Origin of the sequence: Methylomonas albis, from assembly GCF_014850955.1 — a bacterium.
GTDB classification, from domain to species: Bacteria; Pseudomonadota; Gammaproteobacteria; order Methylococcales; family Methylomonadaceae; genus Methylomonas; species Methylomonas albis.
The window spans coordinates 2127380-2153336 of sequence record NZ_JACXSS010000001.1 but is presented as its reverse complement, the minus strand read 5'-3'; the positions used below and the strand labels follow the sequence as shown (position 1 = coordinate 2153336).

The following is a 25957-nucleotide window of genomic DNA, read 5'->3' as shown; positions in this document are numbered from 1 at the left end:
AATGCCAAAGCTACTGCCAACATTGCATCTGCTCTGCGGAAAAATCGCCTCCGGTAAATCGACATTGGCAAAAGAACTGGCCAAGACACCAGGCACGGTTATTATTAGCGAGGATGTATGGCTTGCACATCTTTATCCAGACAACATCAAGTCTGTTGCAGACTATGTCAAGCATTCTTCGAGTTTACGTGGAGCAATTGGGCCGCATGTGACCGATTTACTTCGTATAGGTGTCTCTGTGGTATTGGATTTTCCAGCCAACACCGTGGGAAATAGAAAATGGATGAGGTCTATTATTGACAGAGCCGAATCAAAGCATATGTTGCATTTTCTTGATGTGTCGGACGACAAATGCTTGACACGTTTACGTGCGAGAAACGCGTCTGGCACTCACGCTTTTGTAGTGGCTGATACCGAATTTGACCTAATCACGAGTTACTTCGTAGCCCCTCAGCAGGAAGAAGGTTTCAACATTATTCGATATTAGGTATTCTGGATCAGTCTAAATGACGTATCACCGCCGTATCCGTTTTGCTTTTGCGTTTTTTACGTTGGGCTCTACGCGCGGCATCGTACGAGCGGCGCGCCCAGATAGCGGCTAACTCCCGCTCCTCCATGAATTCCGCCGGCGCCTGGTAATAGGACATTTTCGCCAGCTTGCCTTCCCGCTGATAGACGAATGGCGCAAGCCCCTGTTCCTCGAAAAATTTAACATTCTCGGCATCCGCCTTGAGATACAGAGTATCGTCCGCCACCAGCGCGAACATCAAGCCATCGTGGTAGACGCCATAGCCCCCAAACATCTTACGGATCTGAATGGTGCCGAACAGTTCGAACATTTCCGGCAAATAAGCAATAAATTCACTCATCGGCATACCTTATTGCTGGATGATGGCAAGCTTGGGCACACTCATAAAACCCGTTTTGACTGGCAACCGCTAATCCTAAAGGTTTTACTCATTTCTTCCGCAATAAATACCCGGAATAGGCCACAAACTCTTGACCATTAATCGTCTCCAGCCGCACGGTTTCCTGCATGCCGCGTCCCAATCCAAGAATGACGGCGGCGTTTTCCGATACCGGTGCAATCGGGAGGGTCAGGTTATTCAGGTCGAATGCGGGAATGGAATACTCCAGCATCAAAAAGCCGTCCCGCTCGCGTAAAGCGCATTTTTCCGGAACCATCGCCTCGTCTTCGGCAAGATTGACAATTTCGTATTCGCCCAGACGGCTACGCATAGCCGCAGGAATCGGTACGGGTTGGATTTTCTCGCCCAATACAAAGGTTTGACCGTGCCAATGGACTAACGCCAAATCATGGCCGTCGACATGCCGTATCGATACACCGACTTCGGCCAGTTGCTTGGGTTGTATTGGAATCAAACCCAACAGTTTGTAGCGAATGCCGAATTTGCCGTCGTCCCTGCCGACCAAATCCAGGCTTTTGCCGTTCAGTTCGGTGACCAGAGTGTCGCCATCCGCGGTTAACTTGATGTAACCCAGCGCGGTTGCATATTGCCCGGCTGCCGTGTGCTGCTGTTGCGCGGTTAAACCGCGGGTTTCGATTTCAGGTGTTTCGGCGTCCTCCGGCAGCGGCTGACCGGTTTTTATCGCAATCGCCAGTTTTAGGGCCTTATCGGTGACTTTGTCGATCAAATCGCCGGTGGGCGGGGAGTTCGCCAACACCACTACGCCCAATTTATGTTCCGGCAGCACCGTCAACAGGCTACGGTGAAAAAGCGTTGCTCCGCCGTGTGCGGCCACATCGCCGATACCGGGCTTGCTGGTCAAGAACCAGCCCAAACCGGTTTTGTTGCCCACATCCAGCGCCACGTCCTGGTTTTGCTGGCGCAGCATTTCATGTAGGGTTTCCGGCTTGAGTATTTGCCGGCCATTGGCTTTGCCGTCCGCCAAGACCATGGCGATAAAACGGCTTAGATCCAAAACATTGGCATTTAAGCCGCCGGCCGGCATATCGCGCAGTGCCACTTCGGCCTTTTCCTGATCATTCTTATAGGCTTTGGAAGTCAGTTCTCCCGCTATGCCCGGCGCAAATGCCGCATGCGTCATGCCCAGTGGTTTTAATAGCTGCCGGTTGGCATAAGGACTGAAATCCTCGCCGGTCAGCCTTTCCAACATCGTCCCTAATAAGGTGATGCCCAGATTCGAATAGGCCCAGATGCGATTGGGCGGATAGGCGGCATATTCGTCTTTCAGCCGGTCGACAAGCTGACTGAACGGCGCCGGGTTGTTAGTCCACATGCCATTGCCTCTATCACCCGGCAAACCGGAATGATGGCTCATGATGTTGCGCGGCGTTATTGGCCCGGCATCCGGGAAGCGACTTTTGATCGCAAAATTCGGCAGATAGGTTTGTAGCGGCTGATCTATATCCAGCTTGCCTTGCTCGGCCAGTTGCATGACCAGCGTATCGGTGAAGAGCTTGGAGATGGAGCCGGTTCGATAAACCGTTTCCGGTGTCGCGGCAATCCGGTTGTCTTGATCGGCATAACCGAAACCTTGCACCCAAACGACCTGCTGATCGTCCACCACGGCAATACTCAGGCCTTCCACGTCCTGTTCGGACATTTCCTGCTCGATCAGCCAAGTCAGATGGGCTTTGAGGTAACTGTAATCGCCGCGTACCACGGCATCTGGTTTTAGCGGCGGCGAACCGGCGCAAGCGCTAAGCAAAAGCAATATCGCGCTTAAATAAGTCAAATAGGTTTTCATCTGATCCTTGAAGGGGTGGTCATCGATTAGTTCGGCCAGCAAGATTACAAGCCGTGTGTTTGGTGCTTTGAGGCTGTTACCGGAGCTGATTTTGGTGGGTGGATGGTATTAGGCGAGCTGATTGTAGTCAAACGTTTTAACAGAGCCGCCTTGAGCCTACGCGAAGGCAGCCTCTACCAGTATTGGGTTCTGGACGATCATGCTCCGACCGGAAATGCCGTTTTATCCACTACCCGCCGCAACACAAAGCTGGTATGTACCCCGCTGACACCGGCAATGCCGGTGATGCGTTTCAGCAGCAACTCCTGGTAGGCGTCCAAGTCCTTGACCGCGACCTTGAGCTGGTAGTCGGCGGCTTGGCCGGTGATCAGCAGGCATTCCATCACTTCCGGAATCCCGGCAACTGCCGCCTCGAAGGCGCTGAAACGTTCCGGCGTGTGTTGGTCCATCGAGATGTGGATCAAGGCCATCAGCGTCAAACCCAAGGCCTTGGCATCTAGCAGCGCCCGGTAACCGACGATCAGGCCGCCCTCCTCCAATGCACGCACCCGCCGCAAGCACGGCGAAGGCGACAGGCCGATGCGGTCGGCCAGTTCCTGATTGCTGATGCGGCCATCGGTTTGCATGATGTTCAAGATTTGCCTGTCGTATCTATCCAGTTCCATAAAATGCCCGCCATTCTTTTATCAAAACAATAAAACAAAAAACTACCCAACATTACGGCAATATTCTATCAAACCATGATCTTTTATTGGACATAAACGCAATCGGCTGGCGGACGGTTTAGCCTATTCTACCGCCTACAGTTTTGAGGAGTTAAAAACCATGTTGACCGATCCTTCCCACAAATACCGCCCGTTCCCGCCGATAGCGCTTGCCGACCGCCGATGGCCCAACCGCACGATCAGCCAAGCGCCGATCTGGATGAGCACCGACTTGCGCGACGGCAACCAAGCCTTGTTCGAACCAATGAACGCCGAACGCAAACTGCGGCTGTTTCGCACCTTGTGCGGCATCGGTTTCAAGGAAATCGAAGTGGCGTTTCCGTCGGCCTCGCAAACCGATTTCGATTTCGTGCGCCGCTTGATAGACGAGGCCTTGATACCCGACGACGTCAGCATCGAAGTGCTCAGCCACGCCCGCGAACCGTTGCTCCGCCGAACCGTCGAAGCCTTGCACGGCGCGCGCTCGGCCATCGTACATATCGTCAACGCCACCTCCCTACCGTTTCGCGAGCTGGTATTGGGCATGAGCCGGTCCGAGGTATTGGCGATGGCCGTCGATGCGGTTCGTTTGGTCAAGCAATTGACCGCCGACCAGCCGCAAACCCAGTGGCGCTTGCAATACAGCCTGGAAACCTTCACCGCCACCGAGCCGGATTTCGCCGTCGAGGTGTGCGATGCGGTCAGCGCCGCCTGGGGCGCGACACCCGATAACAAGATCATCCTCAATTTGCCGGCGTCGGTGGAAACGGCGACACCGAACGTCTACGCCGACCAAATCGAATGGATGCACCGTCATATCGCCCGCCGCGACAGCGTTATCCTCAGCGTGCATCCGCACAACGACCGTGGCACGGCGGTGGCCGCCGCCGAATTGGCGTTGATGGCCGGCGCCGAGCGGGTCGAGGGTTGCTTGTTCGGCAACGGCGAGCGCACCGGCAACGTGGACTTGGTGACGCTGGCCTTGAATCTTTATACCCAGGGCGTGGCGCCGGGCTTGGATTTTTCCGACATCGATAAGGTGGTGGGCGATTTCGAGGCTTGCACCGGCTTGAGCGTACCACCCCGCCAACCCTATGCCGGCGAGTTGGTGTTCACCGCATTTTCCGGCTCGCACCAGGACGCCATCAAGAAAGGCTTTGCCGCCAGGCAGCCCGATAGCGTCTGGAACGTGCCGTATCTGCCGTTCGATCCGGCCGACGTCGGCCGCGGCTACGACGCGGTGATCCGCATCAACAGCCAGTCCGGTAAAGGCGGCATCGCCCACTTGTTGGAAAGCCATTACGGCGTGGTGCTGCCGCGCCGTTTGCAGATCGAGTTTTCGCGAGTGGTTCAACAACACGCCGACCGCCACGGCGGCGAAATCGGCGCTGAATCGTTGTGGCAGTTGTTTGCCCAGACTTATCTGGATTTGGCAAAGCCATTGAGTTATCGAGGCCATCAATTGTTCGAGCACTCCCAAGGTCAAGGCATACAACTGCAAATCGAATGGGACGGTCAACCGCAGACATTAACCGGCGTAGGTAACGGCCCGATAGCCGCCGCCGTCCATGCTTTGCACGGCCTAGGCGGCGCAGTGTCGGTACGCAATTACGAGGAACGCTCAGTCGGCAGCGGCGGCGATGCCCAGGCCTGCGCCTTTGTCGAACTGGCGGCAGCGAACGGAACCACGGCCTATGGCGTCGGCATGGACGCCAACATCGTTACGGCATCGATCAAGGCGTTGATCAGCGGTTGCAATCGCTTGGCCACGGGTGCGATTTAAACTGAGGAGGAGTCAAAAAAGACGCGAAGCAGGAAAATGCCAAAGGCATGGTTTTTAAATCCCTTCATGCCGCCCCGAGCATCGCAGCTTTTGTCGAGATTTGCCCGACGGGGCGCGACAGAGATGCCGCGCGTTTTTCGCAGGGGCTGGGATGCCCCTTCGAAAAACCCTCGACAAAAGCGAGAAGCGCAGGACATTGGCGGCATGTAGGGTGTCTTTCTTTTGGATACTTTTCTTTGGACAAGCACAAATTCGTCTGGAACGAATTTGAACAGCCGATAGGCTGGCCCGCAGGGCGAAAACCATGGATGGTTTTCGTAGCGAAAGTATCGCGGCTGTCGGTCCGCGAACCGACCTCTAAAATAGGTTTCGCGTAGCGTTTCATCCTGGCTGCCCTATACGCACCGGGTTTCCGAGGCATACCGGGATGCCTTTATCGAAGCGGTTTGTGACGGTTATCTCGATCAAGTGCTCTTGTGCGCGGACGGCAAAGCTCATGTGGCGATGGTCTTGCTTGAGGTTGAAGCGGAGAAATTGGCGAAACGTTAGCCCGCGTAGCCTGGAATAGCGAAGCGTATTCCGAGAATGGGAGGCCTTTTTCCGTACGAATATGCTTCCAAATTCGTACGGTCCTTATGCTCAAACGCTTAGCTGATTGTGTTAGTTCGGCCAAGAACGGCCAAATGAAATGAACCCGCCAATGGCAAATGTCCAGCGAGCGTAGGATGTGGTGAGTTTACGAACCGCACCAATCGCGAACGATGCGGTGCAGGCTGTTTATCTACGGACCTTTAACCTCTCAATATTAAAATAAATTTATTTTAAAACAATTATGTTTTAAAATAAAAAACAACCTCCACAGAAGTAACCTCTATGACTTTAGATTTCGATACCGCCCCATACGGCCGCCGTTGCGAGACCGATTACATTTTCAATCGCTTTGATAACGGTAAAAACCTGCTAATGCCTGGCCCAAGACGTCTGGGTAAAACATTTGTACTGGAAAGACTGGAAGAACGCGGCCCGGAAAAAGGCTACATCGCAGTACGTTTCGACGTTTCCCATTGCCGGGACGAAGCCGCGTTTTTCAACAAACTATGCCAAGCGATAGAGAACAAAAGAGACCATGGCGAAACCTTGCTGGATAACGTCAAACAACGCTTGGATCAAGTAATCAAGGGTTCCTCGAGCGGCTCCGGCCCCTGGTATCAAAGCGCACTAAACGTGAATTGGGAAACCTTCGCCGAACACTTAATCGCCACACTAGCCGAAGACCAGCAAAACCGCTGGGCGATATTGATCGACGAGTTACCGATATTTTTGTTGCATTTGGAATCGGTGCCCAACGGCTTGGCGCAAGTTAAAAGCATTGCCTACCGCTTGCGGGAATTTCGCGAACGCTTTCCAACACTACGCTGGCTGATTACCGGCTCCATCGGTATAGAACCTTTGGCTCGGCGCGGCGAATACATCGGCGCTTTCAACAATTTGGAGCCTTACGAATTACTGCCGTTAACGCCTCAGGCCGCGCAAACCTTGTTGCAAGACAGCGCCAAAGCAGGCTATTTTCAACATCGCCGAGAAGTTAGCGACTGCGAGGCACAAGCCATCGTTGCCGCCTCGGGATGGCTGTCTGCCTTTTATCTGGAAGCCTTTGGCAAACAACTACAAGATGCTCCCGCCAAAGATGCCGAAACCGCTAACCAACGAGTTAGCGAAGCACGCAAACGCTTGCTGGAACCCGCCAATCGCAATTACTTCGAAAGCTGGCCCGAACATGTCCGCAAAAACTTTACCGATCCGATAAGAGGGCGGCTGTTCGCTATCCTGGAACACCTGGCCGAGGCTGAAGCCGGCTTATCCATCGACGGTCTGTTACCGCTGATCGGCGATAACGCACTGCAGAAAAAAGATCTGCAACGCCTGCTGAATACTTTGGCGGAAGACGGCTTTCTTGTCTGCGATTTCGACACCGACCGCCACCGTTTCCGCATGGAACTGTTACGGCTGTGGTGGCTGCGCTATTTGCCGGAGTAAAGACATGACAGAACTCGATGTCATCGCACTATACGGCCCCGGCAACCTGAAAGCGGAAGACTTGGTCGCCGGTTTCGTCGCCCGAGAAACAACGCTGGAATATTTTTTAGGCGAACTGCGCCAGCAAACCGCTACCCATGCCAGCCCGCGCCACCATTTGATCATTGGCCAGCGCGGCATGGGCAAAACCACGCTGCTGCATCGCATCGCCATCGCCGTCGGCGAGCACGAAGACTTAAGCCAAGCTTTCGTGCCACTGACTTTTCGCGAGGAGCAATACAACGTCATTAACCTGCACGTATTCTGGCGCAACGTGATCGAAGCCTTGCTGGAGTGGCTGGAACAAAACGGCCATGACGAACAAGCCAAGAATTTGGAACGACAACTGGACGATGTCGAGCAGGCCTATGAACAAAACCGCAAAGACCAAGCCAACGGCGACTCGGCTTGGCGGATGTTCAAAGCAGCTTGCGCAACACTGGGCAAGCGCCCCGTGTTGTTTTTGGACAACCTGGATTTGATCCTAGATGCCCTGAAAAAACACGACTGGGGCTTGCGCGACATCTTGCAGCAAAGCGGCTGCCCAATTGTGGTCGGCGCGGCGGCGGTTTATCCGAAAAGCCTGTCCGACCGCAAGGCGGCATTTTTCGACTTTTTCCGCCTGACCACCCTGGCGCGCTTAGAAAGCCACGAAGTCCGCGCCTGCTTGCAACGCTTGGCGCAAAAACGCGGCGAAGCCGGCGGCAAGGTTGTCGAGCTGTTGCGCCGCGATCCCGGCCGCATTAATGCCTTGACCGAAATGACCGGCGGCAATCCGCGCACCTTGGCGGTGTTGTACTTATTGTTGGAAAGTCAGGCTGGCGAGGACGCCTTCGCCGACCTGGAAAAACTGCTGGATCGGATGACGCCGCTGTATAAAGCCCGCACCGAGGAAGCCGCGCCGCAGGCCCGCGCGGTGCTGGACGCGGTGGCATTGAATTGGGATCCGATCACCGCCAACGGCATTGCCAAAGTCTCGGGACTGGAAGTCACCGTGGTCAACGCCCAACTCAAACGCCTGGAAAACGACGGCTTTCTGGAAAAAGTCCCGGTCAGCGGCAGCGGCCGCTCCGGGTACCAAATGATCGAGCGCTTCTTCAATATTTGGTATTTGATGCGCCACGGCAGTCGCCGCTTGAAGCAGAAAGTTTGCTGGCTAACCGCGTTTTTGCGCGGCTTTTATACGCCCGGCGACCGCGAGGACTTAGCGCGCGGTTTTTTGCGCAACGGTAACCACAAAGGCCGCGCCGACCTGATGTTGGCGCTATCGGAAAGCGTCGAAGACCCGGTTTACCGTAAGGCTTTGAGTCAAGCGGCTGGGCGGGATTTGCTGCAACAATCCCCCCCCCGCAAACGCATCGAGCAGTTGGTGGATTTGCGCGACATTGCGCCGGAGCTGGCCGACATGGCGGAACTGGAACGCAAGGCTCAGGCAGTGCAACGGGAATGGCCTGAAGGTTGGGATGCCAGAAACTTTTGGGAATTGTTGGGTGGGACGCTGGAAATCAGCGGAGACATAAAGCGTTCGATTATCGAACATCTGTTAGAGTTGGGTAATTTAAACGACTTGATTGATCTGTTAAATTCGGAGTATCTTGAAATAAGCAAGAAGCCTGGTATGTCTTCGCTCGCCATGGATACTTTCAAATCCGCTGTCCGTGATGGAAGCATTAGTCATCGCTACGATTTAGAAGGTATGGCAGCGGCAGCCTTGCAACAGAATAAGCCCGAGATTGCCGCAATTGGTTGTCTAGTGAATTTAAATGATTCAGGCAATCCGGAAGAAGTACAAGCCATCAGAAAACGGTTTAGTGATGGAGAGAATCAATTGTGGGAGCTTGTGGATGCACACCCTGATTTTTGTGGATCCGACACCGCCGAGCGAGGTTATGCCCGAGGACGATATTTAGCGGAATTGGGGTTTTTAAATGAAGCCGAAGCAACACTACGCAAAGCCGGAGAAACGGGAGAAGACAAGGAATTTCGCTCAGAAGCGTGGTATCAACTCGGATATTATTTGTATACCTGGGAGCGTTACCAAGACGCCGAGACCGCATGCCGCCGTGCGATAGAAATTGATCCTGCAAACGCAAATGCCTGGAATGGCCTAGGAAATTTATTAAAAGAACACTTCGGTCGTTTCGACGAATCCGAGGCGGCCTATCGCCAAGCAATAGCCCTTGACCCAAATGATGCCTCCATCCCCTGGAATGGCTTAGGGACGCTATTGCAAAATCAGCTACAGCGCTATGACGAGGCTGAACTGGCTTACAGAAGGTCGATTGAACTCGATCCTAATCTAGCTCATCCCTGGAATAATCTGGGTACGTTGCTACATTACCATTTAGAACGGTTCCAGGAAGCCGAAGAAGCCTATCGAAAAGCAATTGCTTTAAATGAAGACGCTGCAATTTATTGGCGGAATCTTGCCAATTTACTGGAAGAGCCTCTTGAACGATATGAAGAGGCGGAATCAGCATACCGACAAGTGATCGTTCTTGACCCTGAGAACCCGGGAGTTTGGAGCGATATAGCCAATCTATTAACGAATACAGGTCGCTATGACAAAGCGGAGCAAGCTTATCAGCGTTGTATAGAATTACTTGAGCCGGAGTTGAAAAATTATTCTCACGGCATGCTGGCTTATTTATATTGGTTCAACCTAAATCGCCCGAACGATGCCCGGCGACATGCTGAATTAGGAGGTCAAGTAACTGAAAGTCACCTTGCAAATTTATTGGATGCCGCTCGGTTTTTAGTGGAAGACAAACCCGGCCCCGCTTTCAACTCGATTGACGAGGCTTTAGCAAAGGGAAATGACGACTTTTGGTTGCATTACGGCAAACCCATTCAACGTGTTCTGAGTTATACCATCGCCAAAGGCTACGGCCCCAAATTCCTGGAATTCATGCAAGCCGCCGGATACCCGGATCGCTACGCACCATTGTACTGGGCCTTCCTGGCGGCCTTGGAGGGCCAGGATATTTTGCTGAACGTCAACCCGGAAGTGCGGCGCACCGCAGAGCGGATTTACCGAGGCTTGGCTGACCCTACCAAGCCAAGCCGCAAACTCCCGTAGCGCGAGGGAGCGGATGTGTCGAAATTTGAAATACAAAAGGTATAACAGGAATCGCCCATCTTGGCAGCGAAAAATTCCAAAGCATTCAATACGGCGTACCGTCTTTGTGGACGAAGCTGAAGCGATTGTCGACAAACCCTGCCTGCAAGTCGTCGTCCGGGTAGACGACTTGATCACCCACGTTACGGTCGCCGATTTCCAGATACAGCACGTCGTCATTCGATTCGTTGACCAGCCTATGGGCATCGCCGCTGCCGGCTTTGAAGCCGGCGCACATGCCGGGCGACAACGGCGTGGGGCCGGCGTCGGTGTAAAGGGTTGGACAGCCTTGCAAGATGTAGATGAATTCGTCCTGCTGGCTATGCGCATGGCGTAAAGCAGATATTGCCGCCGGCGCCAATCGCGTCAGATTGACGCCAAAATTTTGCAGGCCGAACAAATCACCCAACGCCCGCTTTTCCCGGCCTGCCAGCCGGGCGCCATGCAGGTCCAAAATGGCTTGCGGATATAAGGATTTTCTTGCGCGTGGAGGCACTTGATCCGCTATCGCGGCGATTGGGAAAACTGGCTCAGTCATTGGGAACGATCCGAAGAGGGAAAAAACGCCTAGCTTAGTCGACAAACGGCGCGCAGATGAAGTCGATGGCGCCGTAGTCGCAACCGCATTGGCTCAGCAACGCGGTGATTTGGCCGCGATGGTGGGTTTTGTGGTTCAACAAGGTGTTCAACATAATCGCGACGTTCAGTTCCTTGTCCTGTCCGGTGGACAGGCTGCGGAAGGCGATGCGCCGTTGCAAGTCGTCGGTTTGCAAACCTTTAATCCAATCCAGCAAAGCTTGGTCACAATCGGTTTGCGCCGCCCGCAATTCGGCGAAATCGGCGTACAGTTCCAAATCCAGGCTTTGATACGGCACCGGCTGGCCTTGCAAGCGAGCCAGCCAAACGCGGTCGCCCAGCAGCAGATGATTCCAGGTGCCGTGGATGGAATGAAAAAATACGCCTCGATCCCGTTTGCGGTCATCGTCGGTCAAAGTCGCGCAGGTGTCGTACAAACACTGATTGACCCATTGGCTGTAACGCGCCAGCAATTGCAAATTTTCAAACAAAGTCATGAGATGCCTCCGCATTCGTGGTCTATGGTCCGCCGAAAGGCCTGTTGCAAGCGTTGGAATACCGGTCCTGGGCAACTAGGCAAGGATCGGCAGTCGATACTAGCCACCGCAATCAATTCCGCGCCGGTGCCGGTCAGGAAACATTCGTCGGCAGCTTACAAATCATACACGCCCAACGGCTGCTCACTGGTTTCGATGCCGTCGGCCTGCGCCAACTGTAACACCAATTCTCGGGTGATACCTTCCAGCGCACCTTCGCTGCATGGCGGCGTCAGCAAACGGCCGTTGCGGACGATGAAGATATTATCGGCGGCGCCTTCGGCCACCCGGCCTTGGCCGTTGAGCAGTATCGCTTCGCCGTCGATGGCGATGGCGATGGCGATGGCGATGGCGATGGCGATGACATTGGGCCGGGTACAGCTTTGGGGATTCAAGCCCATCTGGCCGGCGCCGCGCGTGACCATCAAGCGGATATAGCCGTCGTCGGCAAACGATCCGATCAAGCGTTCGATGACGGTCGTCAATTCGTCAGTGGAAAGCGGTATTTCCAGGGCAATCGCCCGCGCCGACAATTGCAGCCGCTGCAAATGTTGCGGCAGTCTAAAGGCGCGGCGCTGGTAAAAGCGTATGCCTTCGAACACGCCGTCGCCGTAGAGTAAACCGTGGTCGTTGACCGGGATAAGCGCTTGGCTAGTGGGCAACAGTTGGTCATTCAGCCAGGTTAGCGAATGAGTACTCATCAAAATTCTCCTGATGTTAACGTTGGTTTTGGGGTTTTCTGCCGGCCAAGACGCAAGCAACGACTACAGAGACTGTTACCAGTTGTTCAATCTCGACGCTTTCGCCGATCAACACTGAACCGGCCGCCATGCTCAGAAACGGCTGCAGTAATTGCAGTTGGCCGATCCGCGCGGTGCCACCCAGCGCCAGACCGCGATACCAGGCAAAAAAGGCTAGATACATGCTGACCACGCTGACGTAGGCAAAGCCTAACAAGCTGGGCCAGCGGATCAGATCAAAGCGCGGCGGCGCGGCTTCCACCACCCACGGTAGCAATAGCGGCGCGGTCATCAGCAATGCCCAGCTGATGGTTTGCCAAGCACCTAGCTGTTTCGACAGCCGCGCACCTTCGGCATAACCATAGGCCGCGCAGGCAATGGCCGCCAGCAGATACAGATCCGCTTGTTGCAATACCTCCGCTCCGGACAGATAGACGAAGACCAAAATGGCCGTGCTGCCCAATGCCGTTGCCAACCAGAATTGCCATGCCGGCCGTTCGCCCGACAACAGCACGCCGAAACCGGCGGTCAACAACGGCGTCAAGCCAACCACCACGGCACCATGCACCGCCGACACTTGTCGCAAGGCCAATGCCGACAGCAGCGGAAAGCCGATCACGACCCCGCCGGCGGTCGCGGCCAACCTCAGCCATTGCCAACCCTTGGGCAAGCGCCCCCCTCGCCACCACAAGGCCAATGCTGCCAACAACGATGCGACAACCGCGCGGCCCAAACCGACGAATACCGGATCGAGTTCCGCCACCGCCAGCCGGGTCGCCGGCAAGGTCAAGCTGAAGCCGAGGATGCCGGCGCAGCCGAACCAATAACCGCGCGTCAGCTCGGAGGTTTGGGAAGTCGTACTAGGGGTTAGGTCGCCAGCGGCAAATGCGGCGCGGCGCAACAAGCGGAGTTTCATAATCTTGCCCTGTTTGATCGGAGACGCTACTTTAGGCTATGATCGGGCAATCGATACAGATGCAAACTCTGTAAATTATATCGATACAATTTTGAGCAAAATTGAATTGTATCGATCACCAAACGCCGAAACTGTATTGCTCGTCGCCATGAATCTTCGCTACGAAAACCTCGCTGAACACTTACTCAACGCCATCGCCCAGAATCTGTACCGGCCGGGGGAACGCCTGCCCAGCGTGCGCCAGCTCAGCCAGCAGCATCAAGTCAGCACCGCGACGGCTGTCAGCGCCTTGCGCTTGCTGGAGGATCAGGGTCATCTTGAAGCCAGGCAACGCTCGGGCTATTACGTCAGGCCGCGCCCGCGCAGTTCGTTGCAGGAACCAGCGATGTCGGCGCCGCCTCGCGAACCAACGCTGGTGACGGGTCAGGAGTTGGTGTTGCGTCTGGTCAAGGCCGCCAACGATCCGAGAATTGTGCAACTGGGCGCGGCGGTGCCGTCGGCGTCGTTTTTGCCGACGCAAAAAATGGCCCAGCTGTCGGCCAACGTCGCCCGCCGTTACAGCCAGCGCATTGCCAATTACGAGTTTCCGCCAGGCGCGCCGGAATTGCGCCGGCAAATCGCCCGACTCATGTCGGAACTGGGCTGTCCGGTCGATCCTAATGACATCCTGATCACCAACGGCTGCCAGGAAGCGATAACGCTGGCCTTGAGGGCGGTTACAAAGCCGGGCGACATCGTCGCCGTCGAATCGCCGACCTACTACGGTTTGTTGCAAGTCATCGAATCGTTGTCGCTACGCGCGATCGAAATTCCGACCCATCCGCGCGACGGCATCGCGCTTGACGCCTTGCAACTGGCCTGCGAGCAATGGCCGATCAAGGCCTGCATCGCGGTGCCCAACTACAGCAACCCCTTGGGCTATTGCATGAGCGACGATCGCAAACGCGCGCTGGTAGAGTTGGTCAACCGCCATAAAATCGCGCTGATCGAAGACGATATATACGGCGACTTGGGTTTCGGCCCGCAACGGCCGTCGTTGACGAAAAGCTGGGACAGCGAAGGCCGGGTGTTGTATTGCTCGTCGTTTTCCAAATCGCTGTGCCCCGGTTTACGGGTGGGTTGGCTGGTGGCGGGACCGTACCTGGAGCAAACCGAGTACCTGAAATACGTCGGCAACTTGGCGACGCCGACCCACGCGCAATTGACGGTCGCGGAAATGCTGGCCAAGGGCGGCTACGAACGCCATCTGCGGCAGGCGCGCAATCAATACCGGCAAGCCGTGGAGAGAATGACGGCAGCCATCGGCGCTTATTTTCCGCCGGGCACCCGCGTGACCCAGCCGGAGGGCGGCTTCGTGATCTGGGTGGAGTTGCCGGAAACTGTCGACGCCACGGCGCTGAGCCGGCGAGCATTGGAGCGAGGCATCAGCATCGCGCCCGGTCCAATGTTCTCGGCGACGCAAAAATACCGCAATTTCATCCGCCTGAATTGCGCGGTGGATTGGGACGAACGGGGCAATCAGGCCTTGGTTAAATTGGGACAGATGGTTGGTGGGCAATGACCAGGATTTTACTGCCCTGCCCTCCGATTCAAAGTGGCCGCATCGAACAGGACTTTGCGCCAGGACTGTCTGGTTCTAAGTCTACGTTGCGGTTTTCAACTCGCTTGGCGACACACCGTATCGCTTTTTAAATACCCGGCTGAAATGCGACAAGTCGTTAAAACCCCAACGAAAGGCAATCTGCGAGATAGTCAATCCCGTGGTTTGCCGTTGTGTGATCGCTTGATGGCAGCGCTCCAAGCGGCGCTGCAAAATATAGCGCATCAGTGACTGCTGTTCCTGTTCGAACAGCGCATTGATGTAACGCGGCGACAGGCCGACTGCCTGGGCAATGCCGGTTGCATTCAGAGCCGGGTCAGCCAATCGCTGTTCAACATGGCGTTTGATTTCCAGCAAGGTAACGGCCTGGGTACGCGATGACTGGATAGCGTTGGGCCGAATCTCGGCCAACGCCAATGCCAGCAAGTCCAATGAAGTATCGCACACGGTATGGAGCACCGACTCGCTGAGTTGCGGTAAGCGCGCAGACCATGATTTCAAGAAGTCTGCCGCCACCATGGCTGCGCCGTGTTGCTGAGTCAAGCCGATGGCGGTACACAAATCAGGCCGGGAAAATCGAGCCCGCAACATTGCTCGCGGAACGGCAAAGATCAGTTTGGAAAAGTCGCCGCTACAACGGATACGGTGTGGCTGGGTGGCATCGTAGAGCAACATCTCGCCGGGATTTAAGGTCGCGGTACGGCCATTCTGTTCCAACGCATATTGCCCGGATAGCAACACCGTCACAAAGTAAGCATCCTGATCGGGCCGGTCAATGTCACGCGGTTGTTTTTGCAAAGACATGGCATCGCAACGTACCCGCGATAGTTGCAGCTGATCGAATTGGGCAATTTACGTTTCCGCTGCAAAGTCGTTGGCTAATTTCGAGGTAATATCGACTTGAGTGTATTGGCGGCAAATCACTTCCCGCCACCAGTCGCGGCGTTGCCGTTGCGGAATATCCTCGGTGGAAAATACTCGCATCGGTGCTATGCCGATCGTTTGCAGCGAGCCGGAGTTAGTTAGTGCTTGCCCGAAAATAAAATAGGCAATAAGAATCAACAAGCTAGGCCCTGTTTCCAAAACGAAGAGGGTGGCGGAACTAGGGAAACGGCGTTGCAAAAAGCGGTTTTGCGCCCATTTGCGTCACTCAGGGCAAAATCTTCGCGCTGCCGCTCAGCAAAAACTCCCCAGTATTAGAGTCGCTTGGTATCATTGCTCTATCATGTGAATGCCAACCGGGAGAGCAACGATGCGAGTTGTGAAAGCGGAACAAATGAGCGTGGGTGAAGTGGACATTGCAGAGATTGTCTTCGATAAAAAATCACGGGACGACATTCCCAAGGTGTTATGCGGGTTACAGCACCTGTATCTGAACCAGCCACTGCGCGAAGCGCTGTTTGCCTTGCTGGAATCCGAACTGCTGCCGAAAATCGACAAGGCTTTGGGACGCCCCGGCATGCCGTTGTGGAATATTTTTGTCTGTCAAGAGCGCCAGCATTTTTCGGTAAAGCTGAAATGGGTCCCATCCGATTTCAGCGCGAAAAATTTGCTGGCAGTTTATGCCTTCGGCGGCCCCGATTCGTCCGCGTCACCTCGTTTCGACCCAACAGGGGGTCGAAACATCGGCTCTCGCATGACTTGACGCCCTGTCGCGATGCCTTGCAGGTTTTCTCCGCTTCGCTGCAAAAACCCGCCCAGCACTACGGCTATCGGGGACTAAAAATCTTCACTTCGCTATCGCTCCGTTTCCAAGATTTTCAGCGGCGGTGCTGCGGCTGGATTTGAACGCGGATTCTGATCGCCTGCACGAATTGGTCAACCAGCACGTGACGCTCAGGCAAATGCTCGGGCACGGACCATTCAACGAGCATCAATACAGCTATCAAAGCCTCGTGGACAACCTCAGGCTGTTCACGCCGGAATTGCTGGACAAAATCAATACGCTGGTGGTGCAGGAGGGCCACGTCCTGGTAAAAAAGGGCGGCGCAGCCCTGCGTGGGCGGTGCGACTCCTTTGTGGTTGAGACGAACGTGCATTATCCGACCGACATGACCTTGCTACTGGACGCGCTGCGTAAGATATTGACCTTAATCGGACGCGGGTGTGAGGCCGCGGGCCCCCGCGACTTTCGGCAATACCGGCACAGCATCAAGACCTTCAAGCGCCTGGTGCGCGCTGCGCAAATGAAAAAGCGCTGCAAAGCGAAGGAGGCCGAAGGGACTACCCTTGATCCTGCGCAACAAGCCCATCAAACTCTGCTGGAAAGCGCCCGAAAACAGCTGGACAAAGTCGGGCGTACACTGACCCTCTTGCAGCACGTTCGGCCCGATGCGCTATGCCTGGAGGAAATACAAGGCTTTATCGTCCATGCCGAGCGCCAGATCGAGCAGATCGAACGGCGCGTGATTCATGGCGAAGTTATCCCGCATGCCGAAAAAGTGTTCTCCCTATTCCAGCCGCATACCGAATGGATCAGTAAAGGCAAAGCCGGCGTGCCCGTCGAACTGGGTGTGCGCGTAGGCGTGGTGGAAGACCAGTACCGATTCATCCTGCACCACCGGGTGATGGCAGGCGAAACGGACGACAAGGTTGCGGTCGCCATCATCCGGGATGCCCAGCACAAGTTTCCGGACCTTCGGGCCTGCAGCTTTGACAAAGGCTTTCATTCGCCCGCCAACCAACAGGATCTGGCAAAGCAGTTGGATCAGGTGGTGCTGCCGCGCAAAGGCAAGCTTTCCCAAGAACGCCGGGCTATCGAACACAGTGTGATGTTCAAACAAGCGCGCCGCCACCATGCAGCCGTCGAATCGGCCATCAATGCATTGGAAGTACACGGTCTAGACCAATGCCCCGACCACGGCATCGCCGGTTTTAAGCGCTACGTTGCATTGGCCGTTGTGGCACGCAACATCTATCGTATCGGCGACATCCTCTGGCAGCAAGAGCAAGCGCGCGAAAAACGACGACGAGCGGCGAAACAAGGTTGGCAGAATAAATCCGCTGCGTAACCGATTTGGCAACCGGAACAACCATGGGCTGCGATGCTCAGGCGAAAGTACGCAAAAAGGACAGGAATTTGCGCGGCTTTCACCTCAAGCACTGGGAAACCGGCTCGTTTGGCAGGAGGACAATGTCGCACAGAGCCGGATTCCCCAAAGTCAGACGGATGACAGCGCTGAAAATGATGCTTTTCGGACTAGCACTAATTAGTATGTATTAGCCGAAGTCGCGGCGGTAAGTGTCGGAACGGCGCAATTCCACAGCCGTGTTTACTTAAACTGCGTCGATTCCGAATGTTTATCGTCAGACTCTTTAACTACGTTATCTAAATGCCGATGGACCATAAAACGTTGTAGCGTGTCGGTTTACGTAACACCCGAGTGGTAATCGTAAAGCTCCACGTCAGCTTCGTCCTCGGTTTGTAATGACACTTTTAGCGTTGTGCTTTCATGATGTTCCGCAATAGCAGCGCACTCAAAACGGTAAATATGAAGAGTTTTATGGCATTGTTAACTGTTGTCATAATGATCACTCCTATCCAGTAGCACTGGATCCAGGCCATTACACGACTTTGCAAATTTACTATAGTTCCGAAATCCACCGCTTAATCACAGCAAGCCCACACCCCCATAAGACGCTCACTCGGCATCATCGACAAAATCGTAAAGATTTCTGGTGGCAAACCGCGGGCTAGCAACAAGAAGAATCCACAACACCTCATAGCCGAACACTGCCGGCAAGTTCTGAACTACCCTCCGCGCGGAGGGCGAAACGCTCTAACGTCCCCTGTAAACTAATACTCAACGCAAATCGGTGGCGCCACATGAGCCTGTATCAAGCGCTGCAAGCGATTTTTTAACCCAAAAATCAATTCTGGTGCTAAGCATATGAGCAACAAGTCCGGCACATCCAGCCAAATCATTGGCCTGCCGCAAGGCGGCGGGGCCTTACACGGCATCGGCGAGAAGTTTTCGCCAGACCTGCACACCGGCACCGGAAATTTTAGCGTGCCGATTGCGTTGCCGGCTGGCCGCAACGGCTTCCAACCTGATCTAAGCCTGGTTTATAGCTCCGGCAACGGTAACGGCCCATTCGGGCTGGGCTGGAGTTTGAGCGTACCGGGCGTGGTGCGCAAAACCTCGGACGGCCTCCCCCGCTACGACGATCAGCAAGATACCTTCGTATTGTCCGGCGCCGAGGATTTGGTGGCGGTCGATGTGCAGACTACGTTAACGCGCTACCGCCCTCGCACCGAAGGCCTGTTCGCGCGCATCATTCATCACCGCGATGCAGCGCAAAACTACTGGAAAGTGGAAAGCAAGGATGGCCTCAGCAGTTTTTACGGTACGCCTGCAACTGCCGGTCTTGACCCAGCGGCGCTCGCCGATCCGGACCATGTCGAACGGGTGTTTGCCTGGAAACTTAGCCGCACGGTAGACGTGTTCGGCAACCGCATTGACTACCTCTACGAGCGCGACGCCCAGCAAACCGATGGTCCGCATCGCTGGGATCAATTGTATTTAGCGGAAGTACGCTATGCGGATTACGGCGATCCGGCCAATCCGCAGTTCCTGGTCCGGGTGAAGTTTGTTTACGAACAACGTCCGGACCCTTTTTCCGAATACCGAGCGGGTTTTGAAATCCGCACCGTGCGCCGCTGTAAGCAAATTCTGGTTTACACGCAAGCAGAACAAGAGCGCTTGACCCGCACTTATCATCTGGATTACCTAGACCAACAAACCGGCGCTGATTTGCCGCTGAACAAGGCGTCGTTGCTGCACCAAGTGCGCGTGGAAGGCCACGATGGCGCGAACTCGGAATTTCTGCCGCCACTGGAATTCGCTTACAGCGGCTTCATCCCGCACCAACAAAAATTTATCGCGATAAACGGCGCACTCCCAGCAGGTTCATTGGCACGTCCGGAATTTGAACTGGCCGATTTGTTCGGCAACGGTCTGCCGGATATTCTGGAGATGAACGGCGTGGTGCGTTATTGGCGCAATCTCGGCAACGGCCAATTCGATCAACCCAAGCTGATGACCGAAGCGCCGACGGGCATGCAACTTGCCGATCCCGGCGTACAAATGATCGATGCCGACGGCGACGGCCGTATCGACTTGCTCGTACATCACGAGGGATTGTCCGGTTATTTTCCGTTGCGCTTCGATGGCCTCTGGGATCGCAAGTCATTTCAGCGCTACGAATTCGCGCCCAGCTTCGATCTTGCCGATCCGAACGTTAAACTTGTCGACCTGACCGGTGATGGCGTCACCGACGCCATCCGCTCCGGAGCCCGACTGGAATGCTTTTTCAACGATGCCAAAAAAGGCTGGCACAACAGCCGCTGGGTGGAACGTCAAGCACTGGAAGATTTTCCCAACCTCAACTTCTCCGATCCGCGGATCAAATGGGGCGACTTCAGCGGCGATGGTCTGCAAGACGTGGCGCTGGTTCACGATGGTCACGTCGAATACTGGCCCAATCTGGGTTACGGCGCCTGGGGTAAGCGCGTGCTGATGCGCAACAACCCGCGCCTACCCTACGGCTACGACCCCAAACGTATCCTGATCGACGACATCGACGGCGACGGTCTGGCGGATATGGTTTATGTCGATGATCGCAAAGTGCTGCTATGGATCAACCAAGGCGGCAATGGCTGGAGCGAGGTTATTGAAATTGCCGGCACGCCGCCGGTGTCTGATATGGATGCGGTACGGCTGGTAGATCTATTGGGCAGCGGCAATCGCGGCCTGCTGTGGAGTAAAGACGCCGATGGTACGAATCGACCGCGGATGCATTTTCTGGATTTCAGCGGCGGCAGCAAACCCTATTTGCTGAATCAAATGAACAATCACATGGGATCGCTGACTCGAGTCGGTTATGCGCCGTCTACCCAATTCTATTTGGACGATCAACAACGTCCGGCCAGCCGCTGGCAAACCCCGCTGCCGTTTCCCGTGCAAGTGGTTGCCAAAGTCGAAGTAGTCGACCAGATATCGCAAGGCAAACTCAGCACTTCATACACCTATCATCATGGCTATTGGGACGGTGCCGAGCGCGAGTTTCGCGGCTTTGGCCGCGTCGACCAGCGCGATACCGAAACCTTTGCCGACTTTCACGGCAGCGGCCTGCACAACCAGCAGTTGTTCAATGCTGTGACCGACCAACAGTTTTCTCCACCGCTGGAAACCCGCACCTGGTTTCATCAGGGTCCGGTTGGCGATGAATTCGGCGATTGGGAGGAATTGGATTATAGCAAGGAATATTGGCCCGGCGATCCGGCCGTCTTATCCCGTCCGGCAGCGATGGCCGCACAACTGCATGCCCTGCCGCGCCGCCGTAAGCGCGATGCTTTGCGAACTTTGCGCGGCAGCGTGCTGCGTACCGAGTTGTATGCGCTGGACGGTAGCGATCGCCAAAATCGACCTTACACCGTCACCGAGGCGCAGCAAGGCGTCCGTGAAGAACTCGCACCAGCGGCCGACAGCTCACGCCGGGGGATTTTCTTCAGCTTTGGCTTAGCGCAACGCACCACCCAATGGGAACGCGGCGCCGAACCGATGACGCAACTCAGTTTGATGGGCGATTACGATCAATACGGCCGCTTAAAGTCGCAACTCAGTGTGGCGGTGCCGCGCGGCCGCGATTATCGGCTGGCTACAGCCAACGCCGAACCGTATTTGGCCAGTTTTAGCGAAACCAGCTATCTGCAACGTGACGACGCCCAGCGTTATTTGATCGACAAAGTCGCCAAGATCAGCAGCTACGAAATCATCAACGACGGCAAAACCACAGTGTTCGCGCTTTGGGAGGCAGTGAAAGCCGGCAGCACAGCCAAGCAACTGATAGGCCAAACCCTGAATTTTTACGACGGTCCCGGCTTCCAGGGTCTGCCGTTCGGCCAGCTCGGCGACTTCGGCGCGTTAGTGCGTGCGGAACAACTGGTCATGGACGATGCCTTGCTAGCTGAGCTGTATCGCAGCGGCGACAGTGTGCAAAATCCACCGGAATTACCGCTGTACCTAAAACCCGGCGCGCCGGCCTGGACGGATGAATACCCCGCCGAGTTTCGCAAACTGGCCGCGCAAGCCGGATATATCTATCGCAAAAGCGGTGCCGGAGCGATTTCCGCGCCGGGCTTTTTCGTCATTGCCGCCAGACATTTATACGACTTTCAAGTCAGCGGTGCTAATGGCAAGGGCCGTGGCTTGCTGCTGCAACAACACGATCCGCTGGGTCGGCGCACCATCATAGGCTACGATGCTTACGCCCTGCTGCCGCAACAAGTCATCGATCCCTTGGGCTTAAAAACCCAGGCCACTTACGATTACCGGGTGCTGCAACCGGCTGTCGTGATGGATGCCAATCTCAACATCCGCCGTTTCCGCTTCACACCGCTGGGCTTGCTGAGCGCCTCGCTGGTTCAGGGAAAATCCAACATCGTGGAAGGCGACCGCAACCGGCCCGGCATGGAGCTTAGCTACGACCTGCTGGCCTTCAGTCAACGCGGCCAACCGGTGTCGGTACGCAGCAAACAATATCAACATCACGACAGCGATGTAGACATACCGCTGCCGCGGCGAGACGAATATATCGAAACCATCGAATATTCCGACGGCTTCGGCCGCTTGCTGCAAACCCGCGTGCAATCCGAAGAAATCCGCTTCGGCAACGCCACCTTCGGCGGCGGGATTTTACCGGTTGATGTAAATGATGACGCCGGCAGCAAACTGGCCTTTACCGGCATCAGCAACAACGACAACAACAATCCCAATGTCTTGGTCAGCGGCTGGCAGGTTTACGACAACAAAGGCCGGGTGGTCGAAAAATATGAACCGTTTTATAGCCAGGGCTGGCTATACGCCGCACCCGGCGACGCGCAACTCGGGCAAAAAGCCGTGATGCTTCACGATCCGCGCGGCCAGGTGATCCGCACCCTCAATCCGGACGGCTCCGAACAGCGGGTGCTTTACGGGATCCCTGCCGACTTGGCCAATCCCAAACAGTTTGCGCCGACTCCGTGGGAAGCCTACACCTATGACGCCAACGACAACGCCGGCCGCACCCATGCCGGTTCGTCGCAAACCTTCCAAAACCATTGGAACACCCCGGCCAGCATCGTCATCGACGCGCTGGGCCGCACCGTGCAAACCACGGCGCGTAACGGCGCCGATCCGCAAACCGATTGGCATATCACCCGCTCCCGTTATGACATTCGCGGCAACCTGCTCAGCGTCACCGACGCGCTGGGCCGGGTGGCTTTCCGTTACGCTTACGATCTGGCTAACCGGCCCTGGCGTAACGCCAGCATCGACGCCGGTTTGCGGCGCACGGTGCTGGACGCCATCGGTAATCCCCTGGAAAGCCGCGACAGCAAGGGCGCATTAATTTTGAACGGCTACGACGAAGGCAACCGGCCAAATCGGCTGTGGGCGCGCGATGGTGTGAATCAACCCATGACGCTAAGACAGTTGCTGATTTACGGCGACCGGCCCGACTCCGGCTTGAACGTGGATCAGGCGCGGCAGCTTAATCTGCTCGGCAAGCTGTTTCAACATTACGACGAAGCCGGTCTGGTTAGCGTGCCGGGATACGACTTCAAAGGCAATCCGCTTAGCCAAAGCCGGCAAACCCTCAGCGATGCGGTTTTACTGAGTGCCTACCAGAATGGCGCCGAACGCAACTGGGCCATCAACGCCTTTCGTATCGACTGGCAGGCACCGGCCGGCGTGACGCTGGCCGCACATGCGCAAACCCTGCTGGACGCCACCGTCTACGAAACCAGCTCGCGCTTCGATGCCTTGAACCGCATCAAGCGTATGCAGTACCCCAAAGACGTTACCGGCCAGCGCCAAGAATTATTGCCGATCTACAACCGCGCCGGCGGCTTGGCGCAAGTCAAACTCAACGGCCAACTTTTCGTGCAGCAAATTGCTTACAGCGCCAAGGGCCAACGGGTATTGGTGGCCTACGGCAACGGCGTGATGAGCCGTTATGCCTACGACGACAAGACCTTTCGCTTGCTGCGTCTGCGTTCCGAACGCTACAGCCAACCGCAGCCTGACCGCTATCAACCGAATGGCGAGGCCTTGCAGGACTTTGTCTACCGCTACGATCTGGTCGGCAACATCCTGCAAATCGAAGATCGCGCCCAAGGCAGCGGTATCCTCAACAATCCGGCCGCCGCCACGGCCAGCGACACCGCCTTGGCGCAATTGCTGGCGTCTGGCAATGCTTTATTACGCCAGTTTGCCTACGACCCGATCTACCGCCTACTCTCCGCCAGCGGCCGCGAATGCGATCAGGCCCCGGACGCGCCGCCCTGGCTGGATCAACCGCTTAGCACCGACCTGACCCGCACCCGCGCTTACAGCCAACAGTATCGCTACGATGCGCTGGGCAATATGCTTGAGCTGAAGCATCAACTCGCCGATGGCAATCGCAACCGTTTGTTCGCCACGGCCGCCGGCAACAACCGCCTGGACACGGTGACGATCGGCCAAAACATCTACCGCTACGCCCACGACGCCAACGGCAACATACTATCAGAGCATCAAACCCGCCTGTTCGACTGGGACCACAGCGACCGCCTGAAAGCCTTCCGCACCCAGGTTGTCGGCAGCGAACCGTCGGTGCATGCGCAATACCTTTACGACGCTGGCGGCATACGGGTGAAAAAACTAACCCGTAAGCAAGGTGGCCAATACACCGTCACCGTCTACATCGGCGGCCTGTTCGAATACCACCGTTCGGCGCAGGGAGCGGCCGTGCAGGAAAACAACACCCTGCACGTGATGGACGATCAGTCGCGCATCGCGCTGGTCAGAGTCGGCACGCCGTTCCCGGACGACACCACTCCGGCCGTCAAATACCACCTGGGCGACCATCTGGGCAGTAGCCACGTGGTGATAGCTGGCGACGGAAGCTGGCTGAACAGCGAGGAATATACCCCTTATGGGGAAACCAGTTTCGGCAGTTTTGCCAGAAAGCGTTACCGGTTTACCGGCAAGGAGAGGGATGAGGAAAGCGGCTTGAATTACCACGCGGCTAGGTATTACGCGGCGTGGGTAGTCAGGTGGATAAATTCCGATCCGATTGGAATCAATGGCGGAATCAACCTGTATCAATACTGTAAAAGTAATCCAATCAATTTCAGAGACCTTACCGGAACAGATATTTCAGATACAAATAAAAGCTTAGATACCAATTATGACAAACAAATTTCACTCCACGAACTTAGTACAGGGTTGGAGTGCAGCAATATTTCCCTCAGGGATTGGGCCAATACGATGTCGTTTAACACCGGTGGTTACGGTGTTGATAAAAATGTCCAGAAGTTAATCAACGATATTCACAATGACACAGTATCCCAAGCAATCTCTTCGAAGATTAAAGCGGCTGAATCCGATGAAAACCAATTGCGAATGGGTACGGATGGCAGAACGTATACAAAGCGAGAAGACAGAGACGCAGCGAAACGAGAACACGCCGAAAGGTTGGATCCGAAAAAACAACTTACCAAAATGGCGACTATGGGATGCTTGTTAGTGCCTGAATATTGTGGGTTGTCGCTATCCATTTATCATTCGGCAACCGGTCACCCCAAGGATGCAGCAGTCGATTTAGCGGCTGTTTTTTTAGGACGAGCCTTGAACAGAGCCTTTACCCCTCCCAATACCCAGCCGGGTATCTACTACGGAAATAGACTTATCACAACTAAAGACGGGATAGCATCCTATTGGTCCACAGGACAGGCGAATCTTATACCTGGGGCAATACAGAAGGAACCGAATACCTGGTATGTAATTCACGGAATTCAAGAGGTAACGGAAGCAGAAGGTAAATTGGCAAAGGGATGGGTCATTAAGCAGACACCGTACATCGAACAGCCCGTAAAGAGCGTAGGTCTGGATAACGTGAACATCGAAGTTCAACTTATTACAAATGATCCCAAAGCAGTCAATGATTGGATACTAGAACAAGGCGCGAAAGCGGTTAGATCATTTTATGACCTGTTTTGACATGAGCCTCTTCTATTGTTCTCTCGCTCTGCGAGGGAACGCAGGTCGAGCTGCTCAGCGGTTTGGGACGCTCCAGCGTCCTTGTATGGGGTACCACGGGGAACGTGGGAAGCATAAAAAGTTAAACAACATTACGAACGGGAAGAATATA

Annotated in this window: 15 protein-coding genes and 2 pseudogenes; 8 read left to right on the top strand and 9 right to left on the bottom strand. The window is 55.3% G+C overall.

From position 1 onward, the window contains the following. Window position 1 precedes the first annotated feature (1 nt). A complete protein-coding gene (locus tag EBA_RS09785) occupies window positions 2–487 on the top strand; it encodes an AAA family ATPase (RefSeq protein WP_192374551.1) in 486 nt (161 codons plus the stop codon). Window positions 488–497: 10 nt separating this feature from the next. On the opposite strand, the gene EBA_RS09780 is transcribed toward EBA_RS09785, so the two are convergent. From EBA_RS09780 to EBA_RS09770, 3 genes are all read right to left on the bottom strand, one after another. Further along, on the bottom strand, window positions 498–869 hold the full coding sequence (locus tag EBA_RS09780) for a TfoX/Sxy family protein (protein WP_192374550.1): 372 nt from the start codon (window positions 867–869) through the stop codon (window positions 498–500). Window positions 870–957: 88 nt separating this feature from the next. Then, on the bottom strand, window positions 958–2775 hold the full coding sequence (locus tag EBA_RS09775; RefSeq protein WP_225616081.1) for a serine hydrolase domain-containing protein: 1818 nt from the start codon (window positions 2773–2775) through the stop codon (window positions 958–960). Between the two features lie 155 nt (window positions 2776–2930). After that, the gene (locus tag EBA_RS09770; protein ID WP_192374549.1) at window positions 2931–3398 is read right to left on the bottom strand and encodes an Lrp/AsnC family transcriptional regulator; all 468 of its coding nucleotides are present in this window, start codon (window positions 3396–3398) and stop codon (window positions 2931–2933) included. Window positions 3399–3558: 160 nt separating this feature from the next. Between EBA_RS09770 and leuA the strand changes: the two genes are divergently transcribed. From leuA to EBA_RS09755, 3 genes are all read left to right on the top strand, one after another. Continuing rightward, entirely contained in the window at window positions 3559–5220 is a 1662-nt protein-coding gene (leuA, locus tag EBA_RS09765; RefSeq protein ID WP_192374548.1) for a 2-isopropylmalate synthase, read from the top strand. An 873-nt stretch (window positions 5221–6093) separates the two neighbouring features. After that, the gene (locus EBA_RS09760) at window positions 6094–7257 is read left to right on the top strand and encodes a hypothetical protein (protein WP_192374547.1); all 1164 of its coding nucleotides are present in this window, start codon (window positions 6094–6096) and stop codon (window positions 7255–7257) included. A 4-nt stretch (window positions 7258–7261) separates the two neighbouring features. Continuing rightward, window positions 7262–10375 (top strand): tetratricopeptide repeat protein, encoded by a 3114-nt coding sequence (locus tag EBA_RS09755; protein WP_192374546.1) that lies wholly within the window; start codon window positions 7262–7264, stop codon window positions 10373–10375. Between the two features lie 85 nt (window positions 10376–10460). Here EBA_RS09755 and EBA_RS09750 read toward each other — a convergent pair whose 3' ends face one another. The 4 genes from EBA_RS09750 to EBA_RS09735 form a co-directional block, all read right to left on the bottom strand. Continuing rightward, window positions 10461–10952, bottom strand: a complete 492-nt coding sequence (locus EBA_RS09750; protein WP_192374545.1) for a cupin domain-containing protein — start codon at window positions 10950–10952, stop codon at window positions 10461–10463. Window positions 10953–10986: 34 nt separating this feature from the next. Next, on the bottom strand, window positions 10987–11487 hold the full coding sequence (locus EBA_RS09745; protein WP_192374544.1) for a DinB family protein: 501 nt from the start codon (window positions 11485–11487) through the stop codon (window positions 10987–10989). 155 nt (window positions 11488–11642) lie between these two features. Then, complete coding sequence (locus EBA_RS09740) at window positions 11643–12227, bottom strand: aminotransferase class IV (RefSeq protein ID WP_225616079.1); 585 nt, start codon at window positions 12225–12227, stop codon at window positions 11643–11645. Window positions 12228–12243: 16 nt separating this feature from the next. Next, window positions 12244–13182, bottom strand: coding sequence for a DMT family transporter (locus EBA_RS09735; protein WP_192374543.1), 939 nt, complete (start codon window positions 13180–13182; stop codon window positions 12244–12246). A gap of 91 nt (window positions 13183–13273) precedes the next feature. On the opposite strand from EBA_RS09735, the gene EBA_RS09730 reads away from it, so the two are divergent. Continuing rightward, on the top strand, window positions 13274–14743 hold the full coding sequence (locus EBA_RS09730) for an aminotransferase-like domain-containing protein (RefSeq protein WP_225616077.1): 1470 nt from the start codon (window positions 13274–13276) through the stop codon (window positions 14741–14743). A gap of 81 nt (window positions 14744–14824) precedes the next feature. Here the strand turns inward: EBA_RS09730 and EBA_RS09725 are convergent, their stop codons facing one another. Together EBA_RS09725 and EBA_RS09720 are read right to left on the bottom strand one after the other, a co-directional pair. Beyond that, entirely contained in the window at window positions 14825–15634 is an 810-nt protein-coding gene (locus EBA_RS09725; RefSeq protein ID WP_324615377.1) for a helix-turn-helix domain-containing protein, read from the bottom strand. Further along, entirely contained in the window at window positions 15635–15847 is a 213-nt protein-coding gene (locus EBA_RS09720) for a hypothetical protein (protein ID WP_192374541.1), read from the bottom strand. Between the two features lie 187 nt (window positions 15848–16034). Here EBA_RS09720 and EBA_RS09715 point away from each other — a divergent pair. From EBA_RS09715 to EBA_RS09705, 3 genes and pseudogenes are all read left to right on the top strand, one after another. Continuing rightward, window positions 16035–16268 (top strand): annotated as a pseudogene (locus tag EBA_RS09715) (ISNCY family transposase); the annotation flags it as partial. A 283-nt stretch (window positions 16269–16551) separates the two neighbouring features. Then, window positions 16552–17793 (top strand): annotated as a pseudogene (locus EBA_RS09710) (ISNCY family transposase); the annotation flags it as partial. Between the two features lie 879 nt (window positions 17794–18672). Then, window positions 18673–25806: a SpvB/TcaC N-terminal domain-containing protein gene (locus EBA_RS09705; protein ID WP_192374538.1), complete on the top strand. Its 7134-nt coding sequence runs from the start codon at window positions 18673–18675 to the stop codon at window positions 25804–25806. Window positions 25807–25957: the final 151 nt, after the last annotated feature.